The sequence below is a fragment of the Streptomyces plumbidurans genome (genome assembly GCF_019857225.1).
In the GTDB taxonomy this organism is placed as follows: domain Bacteria; phylum Actinomycetota; class Actinomycetes; order Streptomycetales; family Streptomycetaceae; genus Streptomyces; species Streptomyces plumbidurans.
On record NZ_JAFJSY010000096.1, the window covers coordinates 16,530 to 34,984 of the forward strand.

Annotated in this window: 16 protein-coding genes; 4 read left to right on the forward strand and 12 right to left on the reverse strand. The window is 71.4% G+C overall.

The genetic code is table 11. The features are described from left to right. Positions 1–143 precede the first annotated feature (143 nt). Entirely contained in the window at positions 144–698 is a 555-nt protein-coding gene (locus JYK17_RS35990; RefSeq protein WP_128802132.1) for a GtrA family protein, read from the forward strand. 30 nt (positions 699–728) lie between these two features. Here the strand turns inward: JYK17_RS35990 and JYK17_RS35995 are convergent, their stop codons facing one another. Further along, complete coding sequence (locus JYK17_RS35995; protein ID WP_108008188.1) at positions 729–2,003, reverse strand: sensor histidine kinase; 1,275 nt, start codon at positions 2,001–2,003, stop codon at positions 729–731. 35 nt (positions 2,004–2,038) lie between these two features. After that, positions 2,039–2,716 carry a response regulator transcription factor gene (locus JYK17_RS36000; RefSeq protein ID WP_108008190.1) on the reverse strand — a complete coding sequence of 226 codons (678 nt, stop codon included), beginning with the start codon at positions 2,714–2,716 and terminating at the stop codon, positions 2,039–2,041. A gap of 297 nt (positions 2,717–3,013) precedes the next feature. On the opposite strand from JYK17_RS36000, the gene JYK17_RS36005 reads away from it, so the two are divergent. After that, positions 3,014–4,552, forward strand: a complete 1,539-nt coding sequence (locus JYK17_RS36005; RefSeq protein WP_108008192.1) for a peptide MFS transporter — start codon at positions 3,014–3,016, stop codon at positions 4,550–4,552. A gap of 109 nt (positions 4,553–4,661) precedes the next feature. On the opposite strand, the gene JYK17_RS36010 is transcribed toward JYK17_RS36005, so the two are convergent. The 6 genes from JYK17_RS36010 to JYK17_RS36035 form a co-directional block, all read right to left on the reverse strand. After that, positions 4,662–5,900, reverse strand: a complete 1,239-nt coding sequence (locus tag JYK17_RS36010; protein ID WP_222812041.1) for a hypothetical protein — start codon at positions 5,898–5,900, stop codon at positions 4,662–4,664. A gap of 62 nt (positions 5,901–5,962) precedes the next feature. Beyond that, positions 5,963–7,030, reverse strand: coding sequence for a hypothetical protein (locus JYK17_RS36015; protein WP_108009103.1), 1,068 nt, complete (start codon positions 7,028–7,030; stop codon positions 5,963–5,965). Positions 7,031–7,044: 14 nt separating this feature from the next. Then, on the reverse strand, positions 7,045–7,872 hold the full coding sequence (locus JYK17_RS36020; RefSeq protein WP_222812036.1) for a hypothetical protein: 828 nt from the start codon (positions 7,870–7,872) through the stop codon (positions 7,045–7,047). 29 nt (positions 7,873–7,901) lie between these two features. Further along, complete coding sequence (locus tag JYK17_RS36025; protein ID WP_108008196.1) at positions 7,902–8,588, reverse strand: LPXTG cell wall anchor domain-containing protein; 687 nt, start codon at positions 8,586–8,588, stop codon at positions 7,902–7,904. A gap of 186 nt (positions 8,589–8,774) precedes the next feature. After that, on the reverse strand, positions 8,775–9,299 hold the full coding sequence (locus tag JYK17_RS36030; RefSeq protein WP_128802134.1) for an ATP-binding protein: 525 nt from the start codon (positions 9,297–9,299) through the stop codon (positions 8,775–8,777). A gap of 216 nt (positions 9,300–9,515) precedes the next feature. Continuing rightward, positions 9,516–9,893, reverse strand: a complete 378-nt coding sequence (locus JYK17_RS36035) for an STAS domain-containing protein (RefSeq protein ID WP_222812037.1) — start codon at positions 9,891–9,893, stop codon at positions 9,516–9,518. Positions 9,894–10,131: 238 nt separating this feature from the next. Here JYK17_RS36035 and JYK17_RS36040 point away from each other — a divergent pair, with 238 nt between their 5' ends. Further along, entirely contained in the window at positions 10,132–11,070 is a 939-nt protein-coding gene (locus tag JYK17_RS36040; RefSeq protein WP_164932178.1) for an RNA polymerase sigma factor SigF, read from the forward strand. A 97-nt stretch (positions 11,071–11,167) separates the two neighbouring features. Here JYK17_RS36040 and hutI read toward each other — a convergent pair whose 3' ends face one another. The 4 genes from hutI to hutU all read right to left on the reverse strand — a co-directional run bounded on the left by hutI (position 11,168) and on the right by hutU (position 16,750). Then, on the reverse strand, positions 11,168–12,343 hold the full coding sequence (gene hutI / locus JYK17_RS36045; protein WP_108008202.1) for an imidazolonepropionase: 1,176 nt from the start codon (positions 12,341–12,343) through the stop codon (positions 11,168–11,170). A gap of 26 nt (positions 12,344–12,369) precedes the next feature. Continuing rightward, positions 12,370–13,731, reverse strand: a complete 1,362-nt coding sequence (locus JYK17_RS36050) for a formimidoylglutamate deiminase (RefSeq protein WP_222812038.1) — start codon at positions 13,729–13,731, stop codon at positions 12,370–12,372. After that, positions 13,728–14,930: an allantoate amidohydrolase gene (locus JYK17_RS36055; protein WP_128804442.1), complete on the reverse strand. Its 1,203-nt coding sequence runs from the start codon at positions 14,928–14,930 to the stop codon at positions 13,728–13,730. The genes JYK17_RS36050 and JYK17_RS36055 overlap by 4 nt, the downstream gene beginning before the upstream one ends. Before the next feature lie 155 nt (positions 14,931–15,085). Then, positions 15,086–16,750, reverse strand: a complete 1,665-nt coding sequence (gene hutU / locus JYK17_RS36060) for a urocanate hydratase (RefSeq protein ID WP_128802137.1) — start codon at positions 16,748–16,750, stop codon at positions 15,086–15,088. A 195-nt stretch (positions 16,751–16,945) separates the two neighbouring features. Here hutU and JYK17_RS36065 point away from each other — a divergent pair, with 195 nt between their 5' ends. Beyond that, the gene (locus tag JYK17_RS36065) at positions 16,946–18,313 is read left to right on the forward strand and encodes a type III PLP-dependent enzyme domain-containing protein (protein WP_222812039.1); all 1,368 of its coding nucleotides are present in this window, start codon (positions 16,946–16,948) and stop codon (positions 18,311–18,313) included. Positions 18,314–18,455 lie beyond the last annotated feature (142 nt).

The window sequence follows — 18,455 nt, forward strand, 5'->3', positions numbered from 1 at the left end:
GACGTTTCACCACTCTTCCTGCATTCTTTCCCACCTGTTTCCGACCTGTGGGCAGATCCACAGGAGTTTATGAAGGGTGGTGGTTAGCATGGCTGAGTTGACGACAACGACCACGCACCTACCGGACGGGGGCCTTCAGGACCATGGAACAGGGTTCCTCAGGGCTGCGAAGGCTCGTACACGAGATCGCCAAGTTCGGTGCGGTGGGCGCGCTCGGCACGGTGGTGAACTTCGGCGTCTCCAACATGCTGTGGCATCTGACCAGCCTGCAGGCGGTGCGCGCCAACGTGATCGCCACCGTCGTCGCCATCTGCGTCAACTACGTGGGCTTTCGCTACTTCACCTACCGCGACCGGGACAAGAGCGCGCGGACCAAGGAGCTCACGCTGTTCCTGGCCTTCAGTGCGGTCGGCCTGGTGATCGAGAACGGCGTCCTGTACGCGGCGATCTACGGCTTCGGCTGGGACAGCTCCCTGCAGCGCAACATCTTCAAGGTCGTCGGCATCGGGCTCGGCACGCTGTTCCGGTTCTGGTCCTACCGCAGCTGGGTGTTCCGGGCACTGCCCACCCGTGAGCCGCTCGCGGACGCGGAAGCGCTGCTGGAGGAGGCCGAGGTGCAGACCGAGGTGCGCGCCGAGGTGCAGGCGGAGGCCCAGACCGTGGTCGCACAGCCGAAGCCTAAGCAGCAGGTCGGCTGAACAGCACGCGTTGGCTCCCGAAGGCCGCCGTCACCTGACCGTCGGCTCCTCGTCCGTCTGCGTCCGCTTCAGCGGTGGTGTGCGGGACAGGAACAGGCCGAACACCGGCGGCTGTGTCTGCAGCATCTCAAGGCGTCCCCCGTCCGCCTCCGCGAGGTCCCGCGCCACGGCCAGCCCGATGCCCGTCGAGTTGCGGCCGCTGATGGTGCGCTCGAAGATCCGCGCGCCCAGGTCGGCGGGGACGCCGGGCCCCTCGTCGGTCACCTCGACGACCGCCTGGTTGCCGGTCACGCGGGTGCGCAGCGCGACCGTGCCCCCGCCGTGCATGAGGGAGTTCTCGATCAGCGCGGCCAGCACCTGGGCGACCGCGCCCGGTGTGCCGACCGCCTGCAGATGCCGCTTGCCGGAGCTGACGATCGCCCGTCCCGCGCTGCGGTATGCGGGGCGCCACTCGGCGAGCTGCTGCTGGATGACCTCGTCGAGGTCGAAGGTGACGGCGTTGCCGGTACGGGGGTCGCGGGAGTTGGTGAGCAGCCGCTCCACCACGTCCGTCAGCCGCTCGACCTGGGTGAGCGCGACGTTGGCCTCCTCCTTCACCGTGTCCGGGTCGTCGGTGAGGGTGATCTCCTCCAGGCGCATCGACAGCGCGGTCAGCGGGGTGCGCAGCTGGTGGGAGGCGTCGGCGGCCAGCCGCCGTTCGGCGGTGAGCATCCGGGCGATGCGTTCGGCGGAGCCGTCCAGGACGTCCGCGACACGGTCCAGCTCCGGGACGCCGTAGCGCTTGTGGCGGGGGCGCGGGTCGCCGGAGCCGAGGCGTTCGGCGGTCTCGGCGAGGTCGGTGAGCGGTGAGGCGAGCCGGTTGGCCTGCCGGATCGCCAGCAGTACGGCGGCCACCACCGCGAGCAGCGCGACCAGGCCGATGATCAGCAGCGTACGGCCGACCTCACGGCTGACCGTGGAGTGCGGTTCCTCGACGGTGACCTGCTCGCCCTCCTCGCCGGTGGCCCGGCCGCGGATGACCTCGCCGGCGGGCTTGCTGCCGACCTCGATGACGGGCTGTCCCGGGACCTTGATGACGGCGTAGCGGTCACCGGTGACCTGTTTCCTCAGGACGTCGGCGGTGACGGTGCCCGCCCCGACCAGCCGGCTGTCCGCGATGCTGGCCAGCCGCTGCGCCTCGGAGCTCACCCGCTCCTGGGCGCTGTTGCTGATCGTGCGTGTCTCGACGATGACGAGGGACACGCCGAAGACAGCGATCACGACGAGCACCACGGCGAGCGTGGACTGGATCAGGCGGCGGCGCATGTCCTCAGAACCTGGGTCGTCCTACGGGTGGTGGCTCAGCTCTTCTCGAACCGGAAGCCGACGCCACGCACGGTGGCGATGTACCGGGGGTTCGCCGCGTCGTCGCCCAGCTTCTTGCGCAGCCAGGAGATGTGCATGTCGAGCGTCTTGGTCGACGACCACCAGGTGGTGTCCCAGACCTCGCGCATCAGCTGGTCCCGGGTGACGACCCGCCCGGCGTCCCGCACCAGGACCCGCAGCAGGTCGAACTCCTTGGCGGTCAGCTGCAGTTCCTCGTCGCCCATCCACGCGCGGTGCGACTCCACGTCGATGCGCACGCCGTGCGTGGCGGGCGGCTGCGCGGGCTCGACGGCACCGCGCCGCAGCAGGGCCCGGACGCGGGCGAGGAGTTCGGCGAGCCGGAAGGGCTTGGTGACGTAGTCGTCGGCTCCGGCGTCGAGGCCGACGACGGTGTCCACCTCGTCGGCCCGCGCGGTCAGGATGAGGATCGGCACGGCGTGGCCCTCGGCGCGCAGCCGGCGGGCGACCTCCAGGCCGTCCATGCCGGGCAGGCCGAGGTCGAGCACGACCAGATCGACGCCGCCCTGCATCCCGGCGTCGAGCGCGGTGGGTCCGTCCTCGCGCACCTCGACCTCGTAACCTTCCCTGCGCAGGGCGCGGGCCAGCGGCTCCGAGATGGACGCGTCGTCCTCGGCGAGCAGTACACGGGTCATGAGGTGATGGTAGTCCGCTCCTGACAGGTGCTGGGGTGTGATCGGCGCGCGTGATTCTTACCTTCGGCGTCGACGGGGCGAACCTGTGACTGTGCGGTGAGATCCTGAGGGAGACCTTGGAAAGCGGGTGCAGGGTTGCACGTTCACCTGTGATCCATCTCTCAAGTCCTTCCATATCCGGCCGTGTCCTGCCGTATGGTGACTGAACGCCTGTAGCACTGCGGGGACCTTTGGCTGCCACTTGACGCTGAAGGTCTCTTTTGTGTGCGGTAAACCCCCACCAGCAAGGAACAACCCATGGCGTCCAGCTTGACGAAGGACTCGGTCCGCCCGGGCACCCCCGGCTCCGGGAAGACCTTCTTCGGCCACCCGCGCGGTCTGGCCACTCTCTTCATGACCGAGATGTGGGAGCGATTCTCCTACTACGGCATGAAGGCCCTGCTCACCGTCTATCTGCTGTCCGGCGGCGTCGACGCCGGCAAGGGCAGCATGGGCGGCGGCCTGGCCATGGACGTGGCCACCACCACGGTGATCGTATCCGTCTACTCGGCCATGGTGTATCTGCTCGCCATGCCGGGCGGCTGGCTCGGCGACCGCGTCTGGGGCCCCCGCAAGACGGTGGCCATCGCGGCCGTCACGATCATGGCGGGTCACCTCACGCTGGCGCTGCCCGGCGGTCAGGCGCCGTTCTTCGCGGGTCTGGCGCTGGTCGCGGCCGGTTCCGGTCTGCTCAAGGCCAACATCTCCACGATGGTGGGCCACCTCTACGACGGCCCGGACGACCCGCGCCGCGACGGCGGCTTCACGATCTTCTACATGGGCATCAACGTGGGCGCGTTCTTCGCCCCGCTGGCCATCGGCACCGTCGGCCAGAAGGTCAGCTGGCACCTCGGCTTCGGCATGGCCGCGGTCGGCATGGCGATCGGTCTGGCCGCGTTCCTGCTCGGCACCCGCAACCTGAACCCGCAGTCCAGCGTCGTCCCCAAGCCGCTGGCGGCCGAGGAGCGCGCGTCCTGGCTGCGCAAGGGCCTGCTCTGGCTGATCGCAGCGACCGTCTTCTACGGCGTCGTCGGCCTCACCGGCCACTTCACGCTGAACTGGGCGATGATCCCGCTCACCGTCATCGGCCTGATCATCCCGGCGGGTGTGCTGCTGCGCATCAAGCGGGACAAGGAGCTGACGTCCACCGAGCAGTCGAAGATGACCGGCTACATCTGGTTCTTCGTCGCGGCCGCGGTGTTCTGGATGATCTACGACCAGGGCGCGTCCACCGTCCAGGCCTTCGGTGAGGGCAAGGCGTCGACGTCCCTGCTCGGCTTCGACTTCCCGACCTCCTGGTACCAGTCGCTGAACCCGCTGTTCATCATGGCGCTGGCCCCGGTCTTCGCCTGGGTGTGGGTCTGGCTGAACCGCAAGGGCCAGGAGCCCAGCACCATCGTGAAGTTCTCGATGGGCCTGGTGCTGATCGGTGTCTCGTTCTTCTTCTTCCTGGTCCCGCTCGCCATGGCGGCGAACGGCACCGCGGTCAGCCCGATGTGGCTGGTGGGCGTCTACTTCATCCAGACCGTCGGCGAGCTGTGCCTGTCCCCGGTGGGCCTGTCGGTGACGACCAAGATGGCTCCCGCCAAGTACGCCTCGCAGATGATGGGCGTGTGGTTCCTCGCGGTCACCGCGGGCGACTCCATCACGAGCCTGCTGTCCAACCCGGCGATCGCGGGGGTCGATCTCAGCGGAACGTCTGCCGTGTTCGGCGAGGCTGCCCTCGCGGCCCTGGCCGGGTTCGCGGTGTGGATGTACCGGCGCAAGGTGAAGTCTCTTATGGGGGACGTGCGCTGAGGTCCGCTTCATCGAAAGGGCCGCTGCACCACTAGGTGGGTGCAGCGGCCCTTTCGTCTGCGGGTCGGGGGTGGCTGGTCGCGCAGTTCCCCGCGCCCCTGAGGGCGTTTCAGCGCACCCTTCGTTTCGGCATGAACGTGAAGACCGCTCCGCCCAGCAGGACCGCCGTGCCTGCCACCAGGCCCAGGGCCTTCAGGGCGCCGTGGTCGTCAGAACCCGTGGCCGCGAGACCGCCTCCCGAGGATGACGACGAGGTGCCGCCGCCCGATGTGGAGGAGCCGCCGCCCGAGGCGCCGCTCGCCTGGGCCGAGGTGTCCAGGGTGAGGGAGACCTCCGTCTTGTCGGGCTTGCAGGTGGTGGTCGTACCGAGGGCGTTGATGGTCAGCACGCCCGGGGACAGCGTTGACTTGCCGTCGGCGCCCGGCTTGTAGGTGCCGGTCAGGTCGGGGATCTCGATCGGGTCGCCCGACTTGATGTCCTTGGAGTTGGTCGGGCCCTCGACATGCACGGAGCCCTTGTCCGCGCCGCCGAGGACGACCTCCATCGACGGCTTGACCGAGCCCTTGGGGATGTCGGCCGGGCTGTCCATCACCGACTTCTTGAACTGCACGGTGAGGCCATAACTGCCGCCGTTCTTCTTGGCGTTGATCTGGATGGGCGAGGTCGCCTTCTTCTCTCCGATGGGCGACTGGCAGGTGTAGGGGATGTCGACCTCCTTGCCCGTGAAGTCGCTCTGGTCGCTGCCGGTGCCGTCACTGGCGGACGCCGACGGGGCCGAGGCCGAGGCCGAGGGGGACGATGGCTGCGAGGCCGAGTCCGTGGGGTCCGGCGTCGTGCTCGACGAGCTGCCGTCGCCCGGTGACACCTCGATCGTCGCCGCCTTCTGCACCGTCCCGGTCGGCGTGCACTTCGTGTCCGTCGACATGGCGTTGACCGTGTATGCGTCCGGGGTGAGGGTGACCTCGCCGGGCGACGTCAGCTTCAGGCTGCCCTTCATGTCGGACAGCACCATCTCGGCGCCCTTGGGGATGGCCGGGTTCTTCCGCTCCCCCTGCATCGCGATCGACGCGGCCTGCGCACCGGCGGCCTTGAGGGTGCCGGACGGCTGCACCGAGTCGGCGGGCAGGTCGATGATGTCCGGGTTCTTGGAGGCGGCCTGGACGAACTTCCATACGACGTCCACGGTGTCGCCCACCTTCGCCGTCGCCGGCGCGGTGACCTCGACCTTGGTGGTGCCGTCGACGGGATCGATGCCCGCGGGCGGCACGCAGTGCGTCGCGAACGACACCTCCGCGGCCTGCGCGGGCCCGGCGGTCAGCCCCAGCAGGGCGCCCGCGCCGCCGAGCACCAGCGCGGCGCCCGCCGCGCCGAGCCTGCCCGGCCCTGCCGGTGTGACTCTCCTTCGCTTTCTCACGTGGGTCCCTTCCTGGTGGGAGTCGTACGACTCGTCGGGCTGTCGTCGTGCGGTGCGGAGAGCCGACCGTCCGCGCCCCCCGGATCGGAGTCCGGGGTGAACCACGGCAGGGTCGAAGCGGAGGGGGGTGCTTCGGGCACCCGGGAGGTGAACTTCGGCAGATGCAGGGCCAGTTCGGGCAGGTGCAGCCCGCGGTGCCGGATGCCTCCGGCGCGCCGCGGGCGGACCCGGTCCACGACCGCCATCCCGGCGCGGAACACCGCGGCCGGTACGACCAGGCAGACCAGGACCCAGAACACGGTCACGCCCCAGGGGCGGCCCACACCCCAGGGCTGCTCGGCGAGCACCTTCCCGGAGTACTTGAGCGAGACGGTGTAGTCGCCGTGCGCGCCCGCGGTGAGTTCGACGGGCAGCTTCATCCGCGCCTTGCCGCCGGGCTTGATGGTGCCGTGCCACTGCTGGTCCTCCCACTGCGGGGCGAACACGCCGTGGGAGGTGCCGACTTGGAGGACCGGGTTCTTGACGGGGGTCGTGCCGACGTTGCCGACGGTGAAGACCAGGGTGCGCGAGGGCGGTGCGCCGAACCAGGTGAGCAGTCCGCTCGAACCGTCGAGCCGGGTGTCGGTGAGGACCGTCAGCCGGCCGCCGGCCGGTTCGGCGGGCAGCGGTTCGACCGCGTGCCCGGCCACCTGGAAGATCGCGTCGGCATCGGCCTTGGCGCCGGTCACGGTGGCCACGTGCACCACGCACGGGCAGGGCACCGGCGGCTCGGAGACCGGCAGCTTCTTGCTGAAGGTGCCCTTGGCGTCGGTGGTGACGGCCCTGCCGTCGGCGTTGGCGCAGGAGTTGGTGCCGCCGATGACACCGCGCGAGGGCACGGACTGCCCGCAGATCAGCAGCATCAGCAGCGCGTGCGACCGCCAGCCGCTGCCCCTGACGGTGATCGAACCGCCCGTCCCCGCCTGGGACTTGGACAGCTTCACGCTCGGCCCGTCCGCCGCCGTCGCCGCGCCCGCCGAAAGGGGCAGCATCAGCAGCGCGAGCACCGCCAGCAGCGCCGCCATGCGCACCTTGCCCGTCACGTCACCGCTCCCGTCAACTCGACTTCCGTACGCGGGGTTTCGGGCTCCGCGTCCTCGGGCGTACGGCGCCTGCGACGTCGTACGAGAAGCAGCGCGGCCCCGGCCACCGCCGCCCCGGCGACCCCGGCCACCGCGCCCCAGGGCACGAACCGCGCCGACGAGGCGGCCGTGTCGTGCGCGCCGCCCGCCGCCGTCACGGTGAGCCGCACCCGCACCGCGTCCAGGGCGGGCCGGTCGGGCCAGGGCTCGGTGAGCCGGACGCGGCGGCCCGGCGCGAGGTGCACCCCGAGGGTGCGCGGGGAACGGTCCAGGACCGGCCCCAGCAGGCCGTCGGCGTGCACCGCCAGACGCGGTACGAGGGTGGTCGTACCGCGGTTGACCAGCTCGTACGCGATGCCGTCGCTGCGCACCGAGACGTGCTCGACGGTCAGCGCGGACAGGGCCGGTCCGCCCACCCGCAGCCGGACCGGGATGGTGGCCGCGCGGCCGTCGCTGCCGCGGGCGACGATCGTGCCGGTGCGGTCGTCGCGGGCGCTCAGGGTGAACGGGACGTCGGCGCGGGTGCGGGCCGGCACCCGTACCCGGCTCTCGGCGAAGACGACCGCGACGCCGCTGCCGCTCAGCCGTACCGTGACCGCCCGCGCGCCGCGGTTGGTCACGGACACCGTGTCCTGCAGGACCGTGCCCGGCGCGCCCTCGGCGTACAGGAACGGCCGGTTGCCGCCGGAGGGCGCGAGCGACCAGCCGGCGTCGGCGCGGGCCGACGGGGCGGCGGCCAGCACCAGCAGCAGGGACGCGAACAGGACACGGGCGGCAGGCGACATCCGGCGGCTCCAGCGGTCGTGGCGGTGGTTCAGCGGCCGGGCTGCTGGTTCCTCCGCGTGATCCACAGCGCGCCCGCCGCGCCCACGAGGAGCACCGTGCCGCCGAGGGTGCCGAGGGCGATCGCGGAGTCGGCGGGGCCGGTCTGCGGGAGGGAGGCGCCGGACTCGCTGCCGCTCTGGCTGGTGCCGCCGGAGGAGCCGCCGCCCGTCGCCGTGACGTCCAGCGTCAGGGCCGGGCCGGGGCTGTTGGACGGCGTGCACGTGGTCGTGGTGCCGAGCGCCTTGATGGTGAGCACGCCCGGCGTGAAGGTGACGCTGCCGGACTTCTTCGGCGTGTACGTGCCCGTCAAGTCGTTGATCTTGATGGGGGTGTTGGCGGGGATGGCGGCCTGATTGGCGGGCCCGCTGACGTTCACGGTGCCGCTGTCGGCGCCGCCCACCTTGATGACGGCGCTCGGGTTCATCGCGCCCTTGCCCAGCTCGACCGGGCTGGAGGAGACGCCCTTCTGCCAGGACATGGTGAGCTTGTAGCCGCTGCCGCTCCTGACGCCCTTGATGTCGATGGGCGAGACGGCGCTCTTGTTCCCGATCGGCGTCTTGCACTGGTAGTTGACGTCGACGACCTTGGCCTCGGCGGCGGGGGCGGCGAGCAGCACCACGGAGCCGGCCAGGGCCGCGGCGCCCGCGAGTGCGGCGGTTCGTTTCCGGTACGACACGATTCCGCTCCCTCTGCGAGTTCCTGACGGCACATCAGATTCGGCCGTCAAGGTACGCCCGGGGTCTTGCGGAGGGAAGACACGGAGCGCGCCGGAGTTGTGGGGATCCGGCGCGCATGGAAGACGAGTGGAGCGGAGAGGGTGACCGTCGGTAACTTCAGGGTCGGGGCCGGGCGGCCGGGCGAGCTACGCGGGCGCGCCCAGCTCCGCCCACACGGTCTTGCCCGGCACTCCCGGCGAGCGCACGACTCCCCAGTCCAGGCACAGCCGCTGCACTATGAACATGCCGTGGCCGCCGGGGCGGCTCGCGCGGTGCGGGGTCCGGGGGGCCGGCTGGCCCGCACCCTTGTCGGAGACCTCGATGCGGAGCACCTTGTTGCTGCAGGAGATCCACAGCTCGTCCGGGCCCTCGGCATGCAGGCAGGCGTTGGTGACCAGCTCGGAGACGACGAGCAGGACGTCCTCGGCGGCGGCCCGCCGGTCGGCCGTGGCGGCGGGGAGCCAGCCCCACGCGTACAGCGCCTGCCGGGTGAAGTCGCGAGCGAGCGGCACGACGCCGCTCGCGCCTTCGAAGCTCAGCCTGCGGACCTGGCCGTCCCCGGACGACGCCGGGGCGCCCGCCGACGCGGCCGCATGCCCCTCTGACACCCCGGAAGCGCCGCTGGGCTCGGGGCCGCGGTCGCCCGGCGAGTAAGGCCGGGTGGTGCTCATCAGCGCTTCACCTCACCGATTCACCGTTCACGATTCAAGAGTCATTACGTAGTTCGACGGTGGATCCGTCGCTGCGCAGCCGACCTGTTCAGGATGTCTCCTGCCCGACCGAACGGGCGGAACACCCCCTTATTCGGCACCGAGGGCCAGACGCCCAAAAAATGCCGGTCACACGGGGAGGTCCAGGGCGGAACACACGCTCGAACGCGCGGCGGATCAGCCGGCCGTGTCGGCCAGGGCCGCTTCGAGCGTGTCATGGACGGTGAAGACCGCTTCCGCCCCGGTGATCTCGAAGACGCGGGCCACCACGGGCTGCATGCCCGCGAGATGCACCCCGCCCCCTTCGGCCTCCGCCTTCAGGCGCGCGCCGAGCAGCACGTTGAGCCCGGTGGAGTCGCAGAACTCCAGCCTCGTGCAGTCCACCACAAGCCGACTGAAGCCCTTGGCGAGGCACTCCTCGAGTGGCTCGCGCAACAGATCGGCGGTGTGGTGATCCAGCTCACCCGCCGGCGTCACGACGGCGCTGGAGCCTTCTTCCCTGACCTCCACCAGTAGCCGGCCAGACTGCGCGCTACCGACCGTCCCGCGGTCCATACCGTCTTTCTCCCGACGTCGTGGCTGCTGACTCACGCCCTCGAACACTACGCCTTCCTCACACTCTCTGACACCCGAACAACCGCCCACAAACGGACATATCCCCACAGAACGCACTTGCGGACGGTGCGGGAAAGCGGGTAGGGCTAGTAGAGATACGTAACCGACCACGGCCGGCTTTGGAGGCGCCGCACACCGTAGTGCACGCACTGGCTTCGGCAGCCATATGCCGAGAACGATGGAGGACATCATGTCACCCCGGCTCGACGCATCGCACACCCAGGAGGCGACGTCGGCTCCCGCCCCGGAACATCTGGATCCCATCGAGGGCAATGACGCCGACGCGCTTGCCGGGCTTGCGGGGCCGACAGGGCTCGTAGGACTCCCGGAGATCCCCCCGTACGACGAAGTGGGGCCGGTAGACGCCCGAGCGCTCTCCAAGACCCTCTTCGAACGGCTCGAGTCCCTCGAGGAAGGGACGCACGAGTACTCGTACGTCCGCAACACCCTCGTCGAGCTCAACCTCGCACTGGTGAAGTTCGCCGCCTCCCGGTTCCGTTCGCGCAGCGAGCCGATGGAGGACATCATCCAGGTCGGCACGATAGGCCTGATCAAGGCGATCGACCGGTTCGAGCTGGCCCGGGGTGTGGAGTTCCCCACGTTCGCGATGCCAACCATCGTCGGGGAGATCAAGCGCTTCTTCCGTGACACCTCGTGGTCCGTGCGCGTGCCGCGCCGGCTGCAGGAGCTGCGGCTCGACCTGGCCAAGGCCGGCGACGAGCTGGCCCAGAAGCTGGACCGGGCGCCGACCGTGGCGGAGCTCGCGGAGCGCCTCGGCCTGACCAGGGACGAGGTCGTCGAGGGCATGGCGGCGTCGAACGCGTACACCGCCTCCTCCCTTGACGCCCAGCCGGAGGAGGACGACGCCGAGGGCGCCCTCGCGGACCGGATCGGCTACGAGGACCACGGGCTCGAGGGCATCGAGTACGTCGAGTCGCTCAAGCCGCTGATCGCCGAACTCCCGCCGCGGGACCGGAAGATCCTGTCGCTGCGCTTCGTCGCGGGCCTGACCCAGTCGGAGATCGGGGAGGAGCTCGGCATCTCGCAGATGCATGTGTCGCGGCTGCTGTCCCGGACGCTGCTGCGGCTGCGCAAGGGACTGACGCTCGAGGAGTGACCCGCCCTCCGAACCATCAGTGACGCCTCTGCCGAGCGCGGTACACCCCGAGTCGGGTGCACCGCGCTCGGGCGTTTGTACGGGCTGCTGGGCCCGCTCAGACCTCGCGCACGCCCCGGCGCCACACACCGGCGACCAGCGGGACGCCCGGACGGTAGGCGAGGTGGACATGGCTCGGGGCGTCCAGGAGCACCAGGTCCGCGCGGGCGCCGGGGGCCAGCCGGCCGACGTCGTCCCGGCGCAGGGCCCGCGCGCCGCCCGCGGTGGCCGACCAGACCGCCTCGTCGGGGGTCATCCCCATCTCCCGCACCGCGAGCGCGATGCAGAAGGGGACGGACGAGGTGAAGGACGAGCCGGGGTTGCAGTCGGTGGACAGGGCGACCGTGGCGCCGGCGTCCAGCAGACGGCGGGCGCTCGGCCACTCGGCGCGGGTGGAGAACTCGGCGCCGGGCAGCAGGGTGGCGACCGTGCCGCCGCTCGCGAGCGCCTCGACGTCCGCGTCGGTGAGATGGGTGCAGTGGTCGGCGCTGGCGGCGTCGAGTTCCACGGCCAGCTGGACGCCGGGGCCGTAGGAGAGCTGGTTGGCGTGGATGCGCGGGTGCAGGCCCCTGGCCTTGCCCGCGGTGAGGATCGCGCGGGCCTGGTCGCCGTCGAAGGCGCCCTGCTCGCAGAACACGTCGATCCAACGGGCGTACGGCGCACATGCGTCGAGCATCTCGCCGGTGACCAGGGCGACATAGCCGGCCGGGTCGTCCGCGAAGTCGGGCGACACGATGTGCGCGCCCAGGTAGGTGACCTCGTCGGTGTGCCCGGCGGCGATGCGCAGGGCGCGGGACTCGTCCTCGGTCGTCAGGCCGTAGCCGGACTTGGTCTCGAAGGTGGTCGTGCCCTGGCGCAGGGCCTCGGCGAGATAGCGGGTGAGGTTCGCCTCCAGTTCGGCGTCCGTGGCCGCCCGGGTCGCCGCGACCGTCGTACGGATGCCGCCCGCGCTGTACGCCCGCCCGGACATCCGGGCGTTGAACTCCTGCGTCCGGTCGCCCGCGAAGACCAGGTGCGAGTGCGAGTCCACGAAGCCCGGCAGGACCGCCCGGCCGCCGGCGTCGACCCGGTTGTCAGTGGCGGGTGCTTTGCTTGACTCACCGGTCCAGACGACCCGGTCGCCGTCGATGACGACGGCCGCGTCCTGGAGCAGTCCGAGCGGGGAGTTGTCACCGAGGGAGGGGTCGTTGGTGACCAGCGTGGCGATGTTGGTGATGGCGGTGCTGCTGCTCATGGCGTCCTCGGGGATGGCTGTGGGTGTCAGGCACGCAGGGCTTCGACGGCGTCCGCCAGCGCGGCCGGCACATCGGGTACGAGGACGTGGGCGCCGTCCCGCACGACCTGCCGTCCGCCCACGACCGTATGCCGCACATCGGCCGCCGAGGCGGCGAATACGGCTGTCTCCGCACCGAGTCGCGGCACGGCTCCGGCCGTTCTGACCGAGTCGAGCGCGATCGTGGTGAAGTCGGCGAGCGCGCCCGGCTGCAGAATGCCCGCGTCCTGCCATCCGAGGGCCGCATGGCCTTCGGCGGAGGCCGCGCGCAGCAGGGCCGCGGCGGTCCAGTGCCCGCGGGTGCGGGTGCGCAGGCGCTCGTCGAGCTCCATGGCGCGTGCCTCTTCGAGCAGGTCGATCACGGCATGGCTGTCGGAGCCCAGGGAGAGCGGGGAGCCCGCCCTCTGCAGGGCGACCGCCGGGCCGATGCCGTCGGCGAGGTCCCGCTCGGTCGTCGGGCACATGCAGGTGCCGGTCCCCGACCCGCCGATCAGGGCGATGTCCTCGTCCGTGAGATGGGTGTTGTGGACGCCGGTGGTGCGCGGCCCGAGGACGCCGTGGTCGGCGAGCAGCCGGGCCGGGGTGCAGCCGTGCGCGGCCAGGCAGGCGTCGTTCTCCGCGGTCTGCTCGGACAGGTGCACATGCAGCGGGGCCCCCCGCTCCTCGGCCCAGCGCGCCACGGTCGCCAACTGGCCCGCGGGCACGGCCCGTACGGAGTGGATCGCCGCTCCGATCCGCGCGTGATCCTGTTCCTTGAGAACTGAACAGCGTTCGGCCCAGGCCTCTGCGCTGCCGTCGGAGAAGCGCAGCTGATGGCCGTTGGGCGGCTCGCCGCGGTGCTCGTCGCGGATCGCGGAGGAGAGATAGAGGGTGTCGAGGAGGGTGATGCGGATGCCGGCCTCGGCGGCGGCCGCGATCAGGGCCTCGCCCATCGCGTTGGGGTCGGCGTAGGGGGTGCCGCCGGGGGCGTGGTGGACGTAGTGGAACTCTCCGACGGCGGTGACGCCCGCGAGGGCCATCTCGGCGTACACAGCGCGGGCGAGCACGTGGTACGTCTCGGGCGTCAACTTGTCGGCGAACGAGTACATGACCTCGCGCCAGGTCCAGAAGGTGCCGGAGCCGACCTGGACGGTGGAGCGCAGGGCGCGATGGAAGGCGTGCGAGTGGGCGTTCGCCAGCCCCGGGAGGGTCAGTCCGCGCAGGATCTCGGCGCCCGGTGGCGGCGTGGGCACGCCGGTGCGGACGGCTGCGATGCGGCCGTCCGCGACCTCCAGGGCCACGCTCGGCTCGACGTGGGTGTCGAGCCAGGCGTGCTCCAGCCAGTACGTCCGCGTGCGGGAGTGCGTCACCTGCAGGCCAGCCCTTCCAGTACGTCGGCGAGTGCGAGCACCCCGGCCACGCAGTCGTCCTCGGCGGCGAACTCGGCCGGGGAATGCGAGACGCCGGTGGGGTTGCGCACGAACAGCATGGCGGTCGGGATGCTCCCGGCGAGGATCCCGGCGTCGTGTCCGGCGCCCGTGCCGAGCACGGGGACGGTGAGGTCGGTGTCCTTGCCCAGGATGCGGGCCAGTTCGTCCCGCAGGGCGTGGTCGAACTCGACGACGGGCGTGAAGGACTCACGGACGACGTCGAGGTCGACGCCGTGCGCGGCTGCGTACTCGCGGGCGGCCTTCTCGATGCCGCCGACCACCTGGTCGAGGCTCGCCTGGCCGGCGGCGCGGGAGTCGAGCCAGCCGCGGACCAGGGAGGGGATGGCGTTGACGCCGTTCGGCTCGACGGCGATCTTGCCGAACGTGGCGACGGCACCGGCGAGTTCGGCCTCGCGCCGCGCGGCGAGCACGGTCTCGGCGTACGACAGCATGGGGTCGCGCCGGTCGACGAGACGGGTCGTGCCGGCGTGGTTGGCCTCGCCCCGGAAGTCGAACCGCCAGCGCCCGTGCGGCCAGATGGCGCTGGCGATGCCGACCCGGTCGCCGGACAGGTCCAGCGCCCGCCCCTGCTCGACATGCAACTCGACGAACGCACCGATACGGGCGAGCCGTTCGGGGTCCGCACCGATGGCGTCGGGGTCGTATCCGGCGGCCTCCATGGCCCTCGGCAGACTGATCCCGTCGCCGTCGGTCAGCTTCCGCGCGTTCTCGACGGTCAGCTGCCCGGAGGTGAGCCGCGACCCGACACACGCCAGCCCGAACCGCGCACCTTCCTCGTCCCCGAAATTCACGACCGCGAGCGGTCGCCCGAACTCCGCGCCCCTGCCGCGCAGTTCGTCAAGGGCGGCGAAGGAGGACACGACCCCGAGCGGCCCGTCGAAGGCACCCCCGTCGGGCACGGAGTCGAGATGCGACCCGGTGACCACGGCGTCCCCGGCCTCCGGATCCCCGAGCCAGGCCCACTGATTCCCGTTCCGGTCGACCTCGTAGACCAGCCCCCGCCCCTCGGCCTGCTCCCTGAACCACTCCCGGCACTCACCATCGGCCCCACTCCAGGCGAACCGGCGGTATCCGTGGGAGTCGGCGTGCCGCCCGATGGGCAGCAGCTCACGCCACATGGAGTGGAACGAGCCGCTGCCGGCGGGCTGTGACCCGTCAGGCTGTGGGCAGTCGTTCCGCAGGGCGGAACGGGTGGGCACAGCCGAAGCGGCACCCGGCGACGAGAGACCGGCCCCCACCGGACCGTCGCCGCTCGGCTCACCGGAGCGCTGGCTCACGCGTCCCCACCCTCGCGCATAGGAACCCGCACACCCCGCTCACCGGCAACGGACTCCGCAATGTCGTACCCGGCATCCACATGCCGGATCACCCCCATCCCGGGGTCGTTCGTCAGCACCCGCCGCACCTTCTCCCCGGCCAGCGCCGTCCCGTCCGCCACCGTCACCTGCCCGGCGTGGATGGACCGCCCCATCCCCACCCCACCGCCGTGGTGGATGGACACCCAGGACGCCCCGGAGGCGACGTTCACCATCGCGTTCAGCAGCGGCCAGTCCGCGATCGCGTCCGACCCGTCGAGCATGGCCTCGGTCTCGCGGTACGGGGAGGCGACGGACCCGCAGTCCAGGTGGTCGCGGCCGATCACCAGGGGCGCGGCCAGCTCACCGCTCGCCACCATGTCGTTGAAGCGCTCACCGGCCTTGTCCCGCTCGCCGTAGCCGAGCCAGCAGATGCGCGCGGGCAGGCCCTGGAAGTGGACCCGCTCGCCCGCCATCTTGATCCAGCGTGCGAGGGACTCGTTCTCCGGGAACAGGTCGAGGATCGCCTTGTCCGTCTTCGCGATGTCCGACGCCTCGCCGGACAGCGCGGCCCAGCGGAAGGGGCCCTTGCCCTCGCAGAACAGCGGCCGGATGTAGGCGGGGACGAACCCGGGGAAGGCGAACGCCCGGTCGTAGCCCGCGAGTTGGGCCTCGCCGCGGATCGAGTTGCCGTAGTCGAAGACCTCGGCGCCGGCGTCCATGAAGCCGACCATCGCCTCCACGTGCCGGGCCATGGACTCACGGGCGCGGGTGGTGAAGCCGGCCGGGTCCTTGGTCGCCTCGGACGCCATGTCGTCGAAGTCCATGCCGAGCGGCAGATACGCCAGCGGGTCGTGGGCGGAGGTCTGGTCGGTGACGATGTCGATGGGCGCGCCCTCGGCGAGCATGCGGGGCAGCAGCTCGGCGGCGTTGCCCAGCAGGCCGATGGAGAGCGGGCGGCGGGCGTCACGGGCCTCGACCGCGAGCTGGAGGGCGTGCTCCAGGCTGTCGGCCTTCACGTCCAGGTAGCGGTGCTCGATGCGGCGCTCGATGGCGCGCGGGTCGCAGTCGATGCAGAGGGCGACGCCGTCGTTCATGGTGACGGCGAGCGGCTGGGCGCCGCCCATGCCGCCGAGGCCGGCGGTCAGGGTGATGGTGCCCGCGAGGGTGCCGTTGAACTTCTTCGCGGCGACGGCGGCGAAGGTCTCGTAGGTGCCCTGGAGGATGCCCTGGGTGCCGATGTAGATCCAGGAACCGGCGGTCATCTGGCCGTACATGGTCAGGCCGAGGGCCTCCAGGCGGCGGAACTCCTCCCAGTTGGCCCAGTCGCCGACCAGGTTGGAGTTGGCGATCAGAACGCGCGGGGCCCACTCGTGGGTCTGCATGACGCCGACGGGGCGGCCGGACTGGACCAGCATCGTCTCGTCCTGCTTGAGGGTGCGCAGGGTGCGGACCATGGCGTCGAAGGAGCGCCAGTCGCGGGCGGCCTTGCCCGTGCCGCCGTAGACGACGAGCTTGTCGGGGTGTTCGGCGACCTCGGGGTCGAGGTTGTTCTGCAGCATCCGCAGGGCGGCCTCCTGCTGCCATCCCAGGGCGCTCAGTTCCGTACCGCGCGGCGCTCGTACGGGGCGGGGTCCTGACATGGTCTGCCTCCTAGCGGATTGTTGCTGCCGTTATTCACATCTTGGCTTCCTGAATAGAACTAGTCAATACATCCGTCGGCCAGCGCGGGCGAGCTGTGGGTGTTTGGCTGGATGCACTGCACACGCCGGCCGCCGCACCGGATGGTGACTTCGGCGCCGGGCCACGAGATCACGGGGGAAGCGGTGGAGAACGGCATGGACGGTCGGGTGGGTGGTCAGGGCCGGGCGGACCGGCGCGACGAGGCGGTGCGGGCCGCCGTGGAGCAGGGGCTGCTGGGGCCCGGCACCCCCATCGTGGGGCTGCTCGACGTCACCGGCATCCGCGAGGCGGCGAGCGAACTGCGCACGGCGTTCGACGCCGTCGTGGCACCCGGCACCCCGGTGCTGCACGCCTTCGCGGTGAAGGCGAGCCCGCTGGTGCCGGTGCTGCGGCTGCTGCACCGCGAGGGCATCGGCGCCGAGGTGGCGAGCCCGGGCGAGCTGGCGCTGGCGCGCGCGGCCGGGATACCGCCGTCCCGCACGGTGCTCGACTCACCGGCGAAGACCCCGGCCGAGCTGCGCGAGGCGCTGGCGCTCGGCATCGCCGTCAACGCGGACAACCCGCAGGAACTGGACCGCATCGACGCCCTGATGCGGTCGGCCACCAGCCGCTCCCCCCTCGGGATCCGGGTGAATCCGCAGGTGGGCGGCGGTTCCATCGAGGCCCTGTCCACCGCGACGGCGACGTCGAAGTTCGGGGTGGCGCTGCGCGACGAGGGGGCGCGGGAGTGGGTCGTACGGGCGTACGCGGACCGCCCGTGGCTGACGCGGCTGCATGCGCACACCGGCTCCCAGGGCATTCCGCTCTCGCTGATGGCGCAGGGCGTGGCCGAGACGTACGCGCTGGCCGAGGAGATCAACCGGCGGCTCGGGCGCCGGCAGATCGACACGCTCGACATCGGCGGCGGGCTGCCGGTGAACTTCGGCTCGGACGAGACGACGCCGACGTACGCGCAGTACGCGCGGCTGCTGGGCGAGGCAGTGCCGGGCCTGTTCTCCGGGCGGTACGGACTGGTCACGGAGTTCGGGCGCTCGCTGCTGGCCAAGCACGGGACGGTGGTGGCCCGGGTGGAGTACGCCAAGAGCGCGGGCGGGCGGCCGGTCGCGGTCACCCACGCGGGCGTACAGGTGGCGACGCGGACGGTGTACGCGCCGAGCGCCTGGCCGCTGCGGATCGCCGCCTACGACGGCAAGGGGCGGCCCAAGGACGGGCCCGGGGTCGTGCAGGACGTCGCCGGGCCCGCCTGCTTCGCGGGCGACCTGCTGGCCGAGGGCCGTACGCTGCCGCTGCTGGAGCAGGGGGACTACGCGGCGGCGCTGGACACGGGCGCGTACTACTTCGCGCACCACTACGCCTACAACTCCCTCGCCCGGCCCGGCATTTACGGCTTCGCCCCGGACGGCAGCGGAGGCGTCGCCTTCGCGACCGTCCGCGAGCCGCAGAGCGTGGACGAGATCGTGGCCGAATCGGGAGGGGCGCACGCGGGCTCGCTCACCACCCTCCTGGCTCCCGACCGCCGTTGACACGGCGCGGCGTCTGAGGTCAGACGAGTGCCGCGGTGCGGCGGCGCGCCCCGCCCGGGGCGGCGTCGCCCGCCGCGATGCCCGTGCTGCGGTACGCCTTGACCGCCTTGCCGGCCGGGCGGCCGCCGCCCGCGGCGAGCCA

What these genes read in the sequence shown, in the direction of transcription:
- JYK17_RS36015 (WP_108009103.1), bottom strand. Translation starts at nt 7,030, where the DNA reads ATGGCGGCGCTGCTGGCGGTGCTCGCGCTGCTGATGCTGCCCCTTTCG.
- JYK17_RS35990 (WP_128802132.1), top strand. Translation starts at nt 144, where the DNA reads ATGGAACAGGGTTCCTCAGGGCTGCGAAGGCTCGTACACGAGATCGCC.
- JYK17_RS36065 (WP_222812039.1), top strand. Translation starts at nt 16,946, where the DNA reads ATGGACGGTCGGGTGGGTGGTCAGGGCCGGGCGGACCGGCGCGACGAG.
- hutI (WP_108008202.1), bottom strand. Translation starts at nt 12,343, where the DNA reads ATGAGCAGCAGCACCGCCATCACCAACATCGCCACGCTGGTCACCAAC.
- JYK17_RS36030 (WP_128802134.1), bottom strand. Translation starts at nt 9,299, where the DNA reads ATGAGCACCACCCGGCCTTACTCGCCGGGCGACCGCGGCCCCGAGCCC.
- hutU (WP_128802137.1), bottom strand. Translation starts at nt 16,750, where the DNA reads ATGTCAGGACCCCGCCCCGTACGAGCGCCGCGCGGTACGGAACTGAGC.
- JYK17_RS36020 (WP_222812036.1), bottom strand. Translation starts at nt 7,872, where the DNA reads ATGTCGCCTGCCGCCCGTGTCCTGTTCGCGTCCCTGCTGCTGGTGCTG.
- JYK17_RS36055 (WP_128804442.1), bottom strand. Translation starts at nt 14,930, where the DNA reads ATGTGGCGTGAGCTGCTGCCCATCGGGCGGCACGCCGACTCCCACGGA.
- JYK17_RS35995 (WP_108008188.1), bottom strand. Translation starts at nt 2,003, where the DNA reads ATGCGCCGCCGCCTGATCCAGTCCACGCTCGCCGTGGTGCTCGTCGTG.
- JYK17_RS36005 (WP_108008192.1), top strand. Translation starts at nt 3,014, where the DNA reads ATGGCGTCCAGCTTGACGAAGGACTCGGTCCGCCCGGGCACCCCCGGC.
- JYK17_RS36040 (WP_164932178.1), top strand. Translation starts at nt 10,132, where the DNA reads ATGGAGGACATCATGTCACCCCGGCTCGACGCATCGCACACCCAGGAG.
- JYK17_RS36035 (WP_222812037.1), bottom strand. Translation starts at nt 9,893, where the DNA reads ATGGACCGCGGGACGGTCGGTAGCGCGCAGTCTGGCCGGCTACTGGTG.
- JYK17_RS36000 (WP_108008190.1), bottom strand. Translation starts at nt 2,716, where the DNA reads ATGACCCGTGTACTGCTCGCCGAGGACGACGCGTCCATCTCGGAGCCG.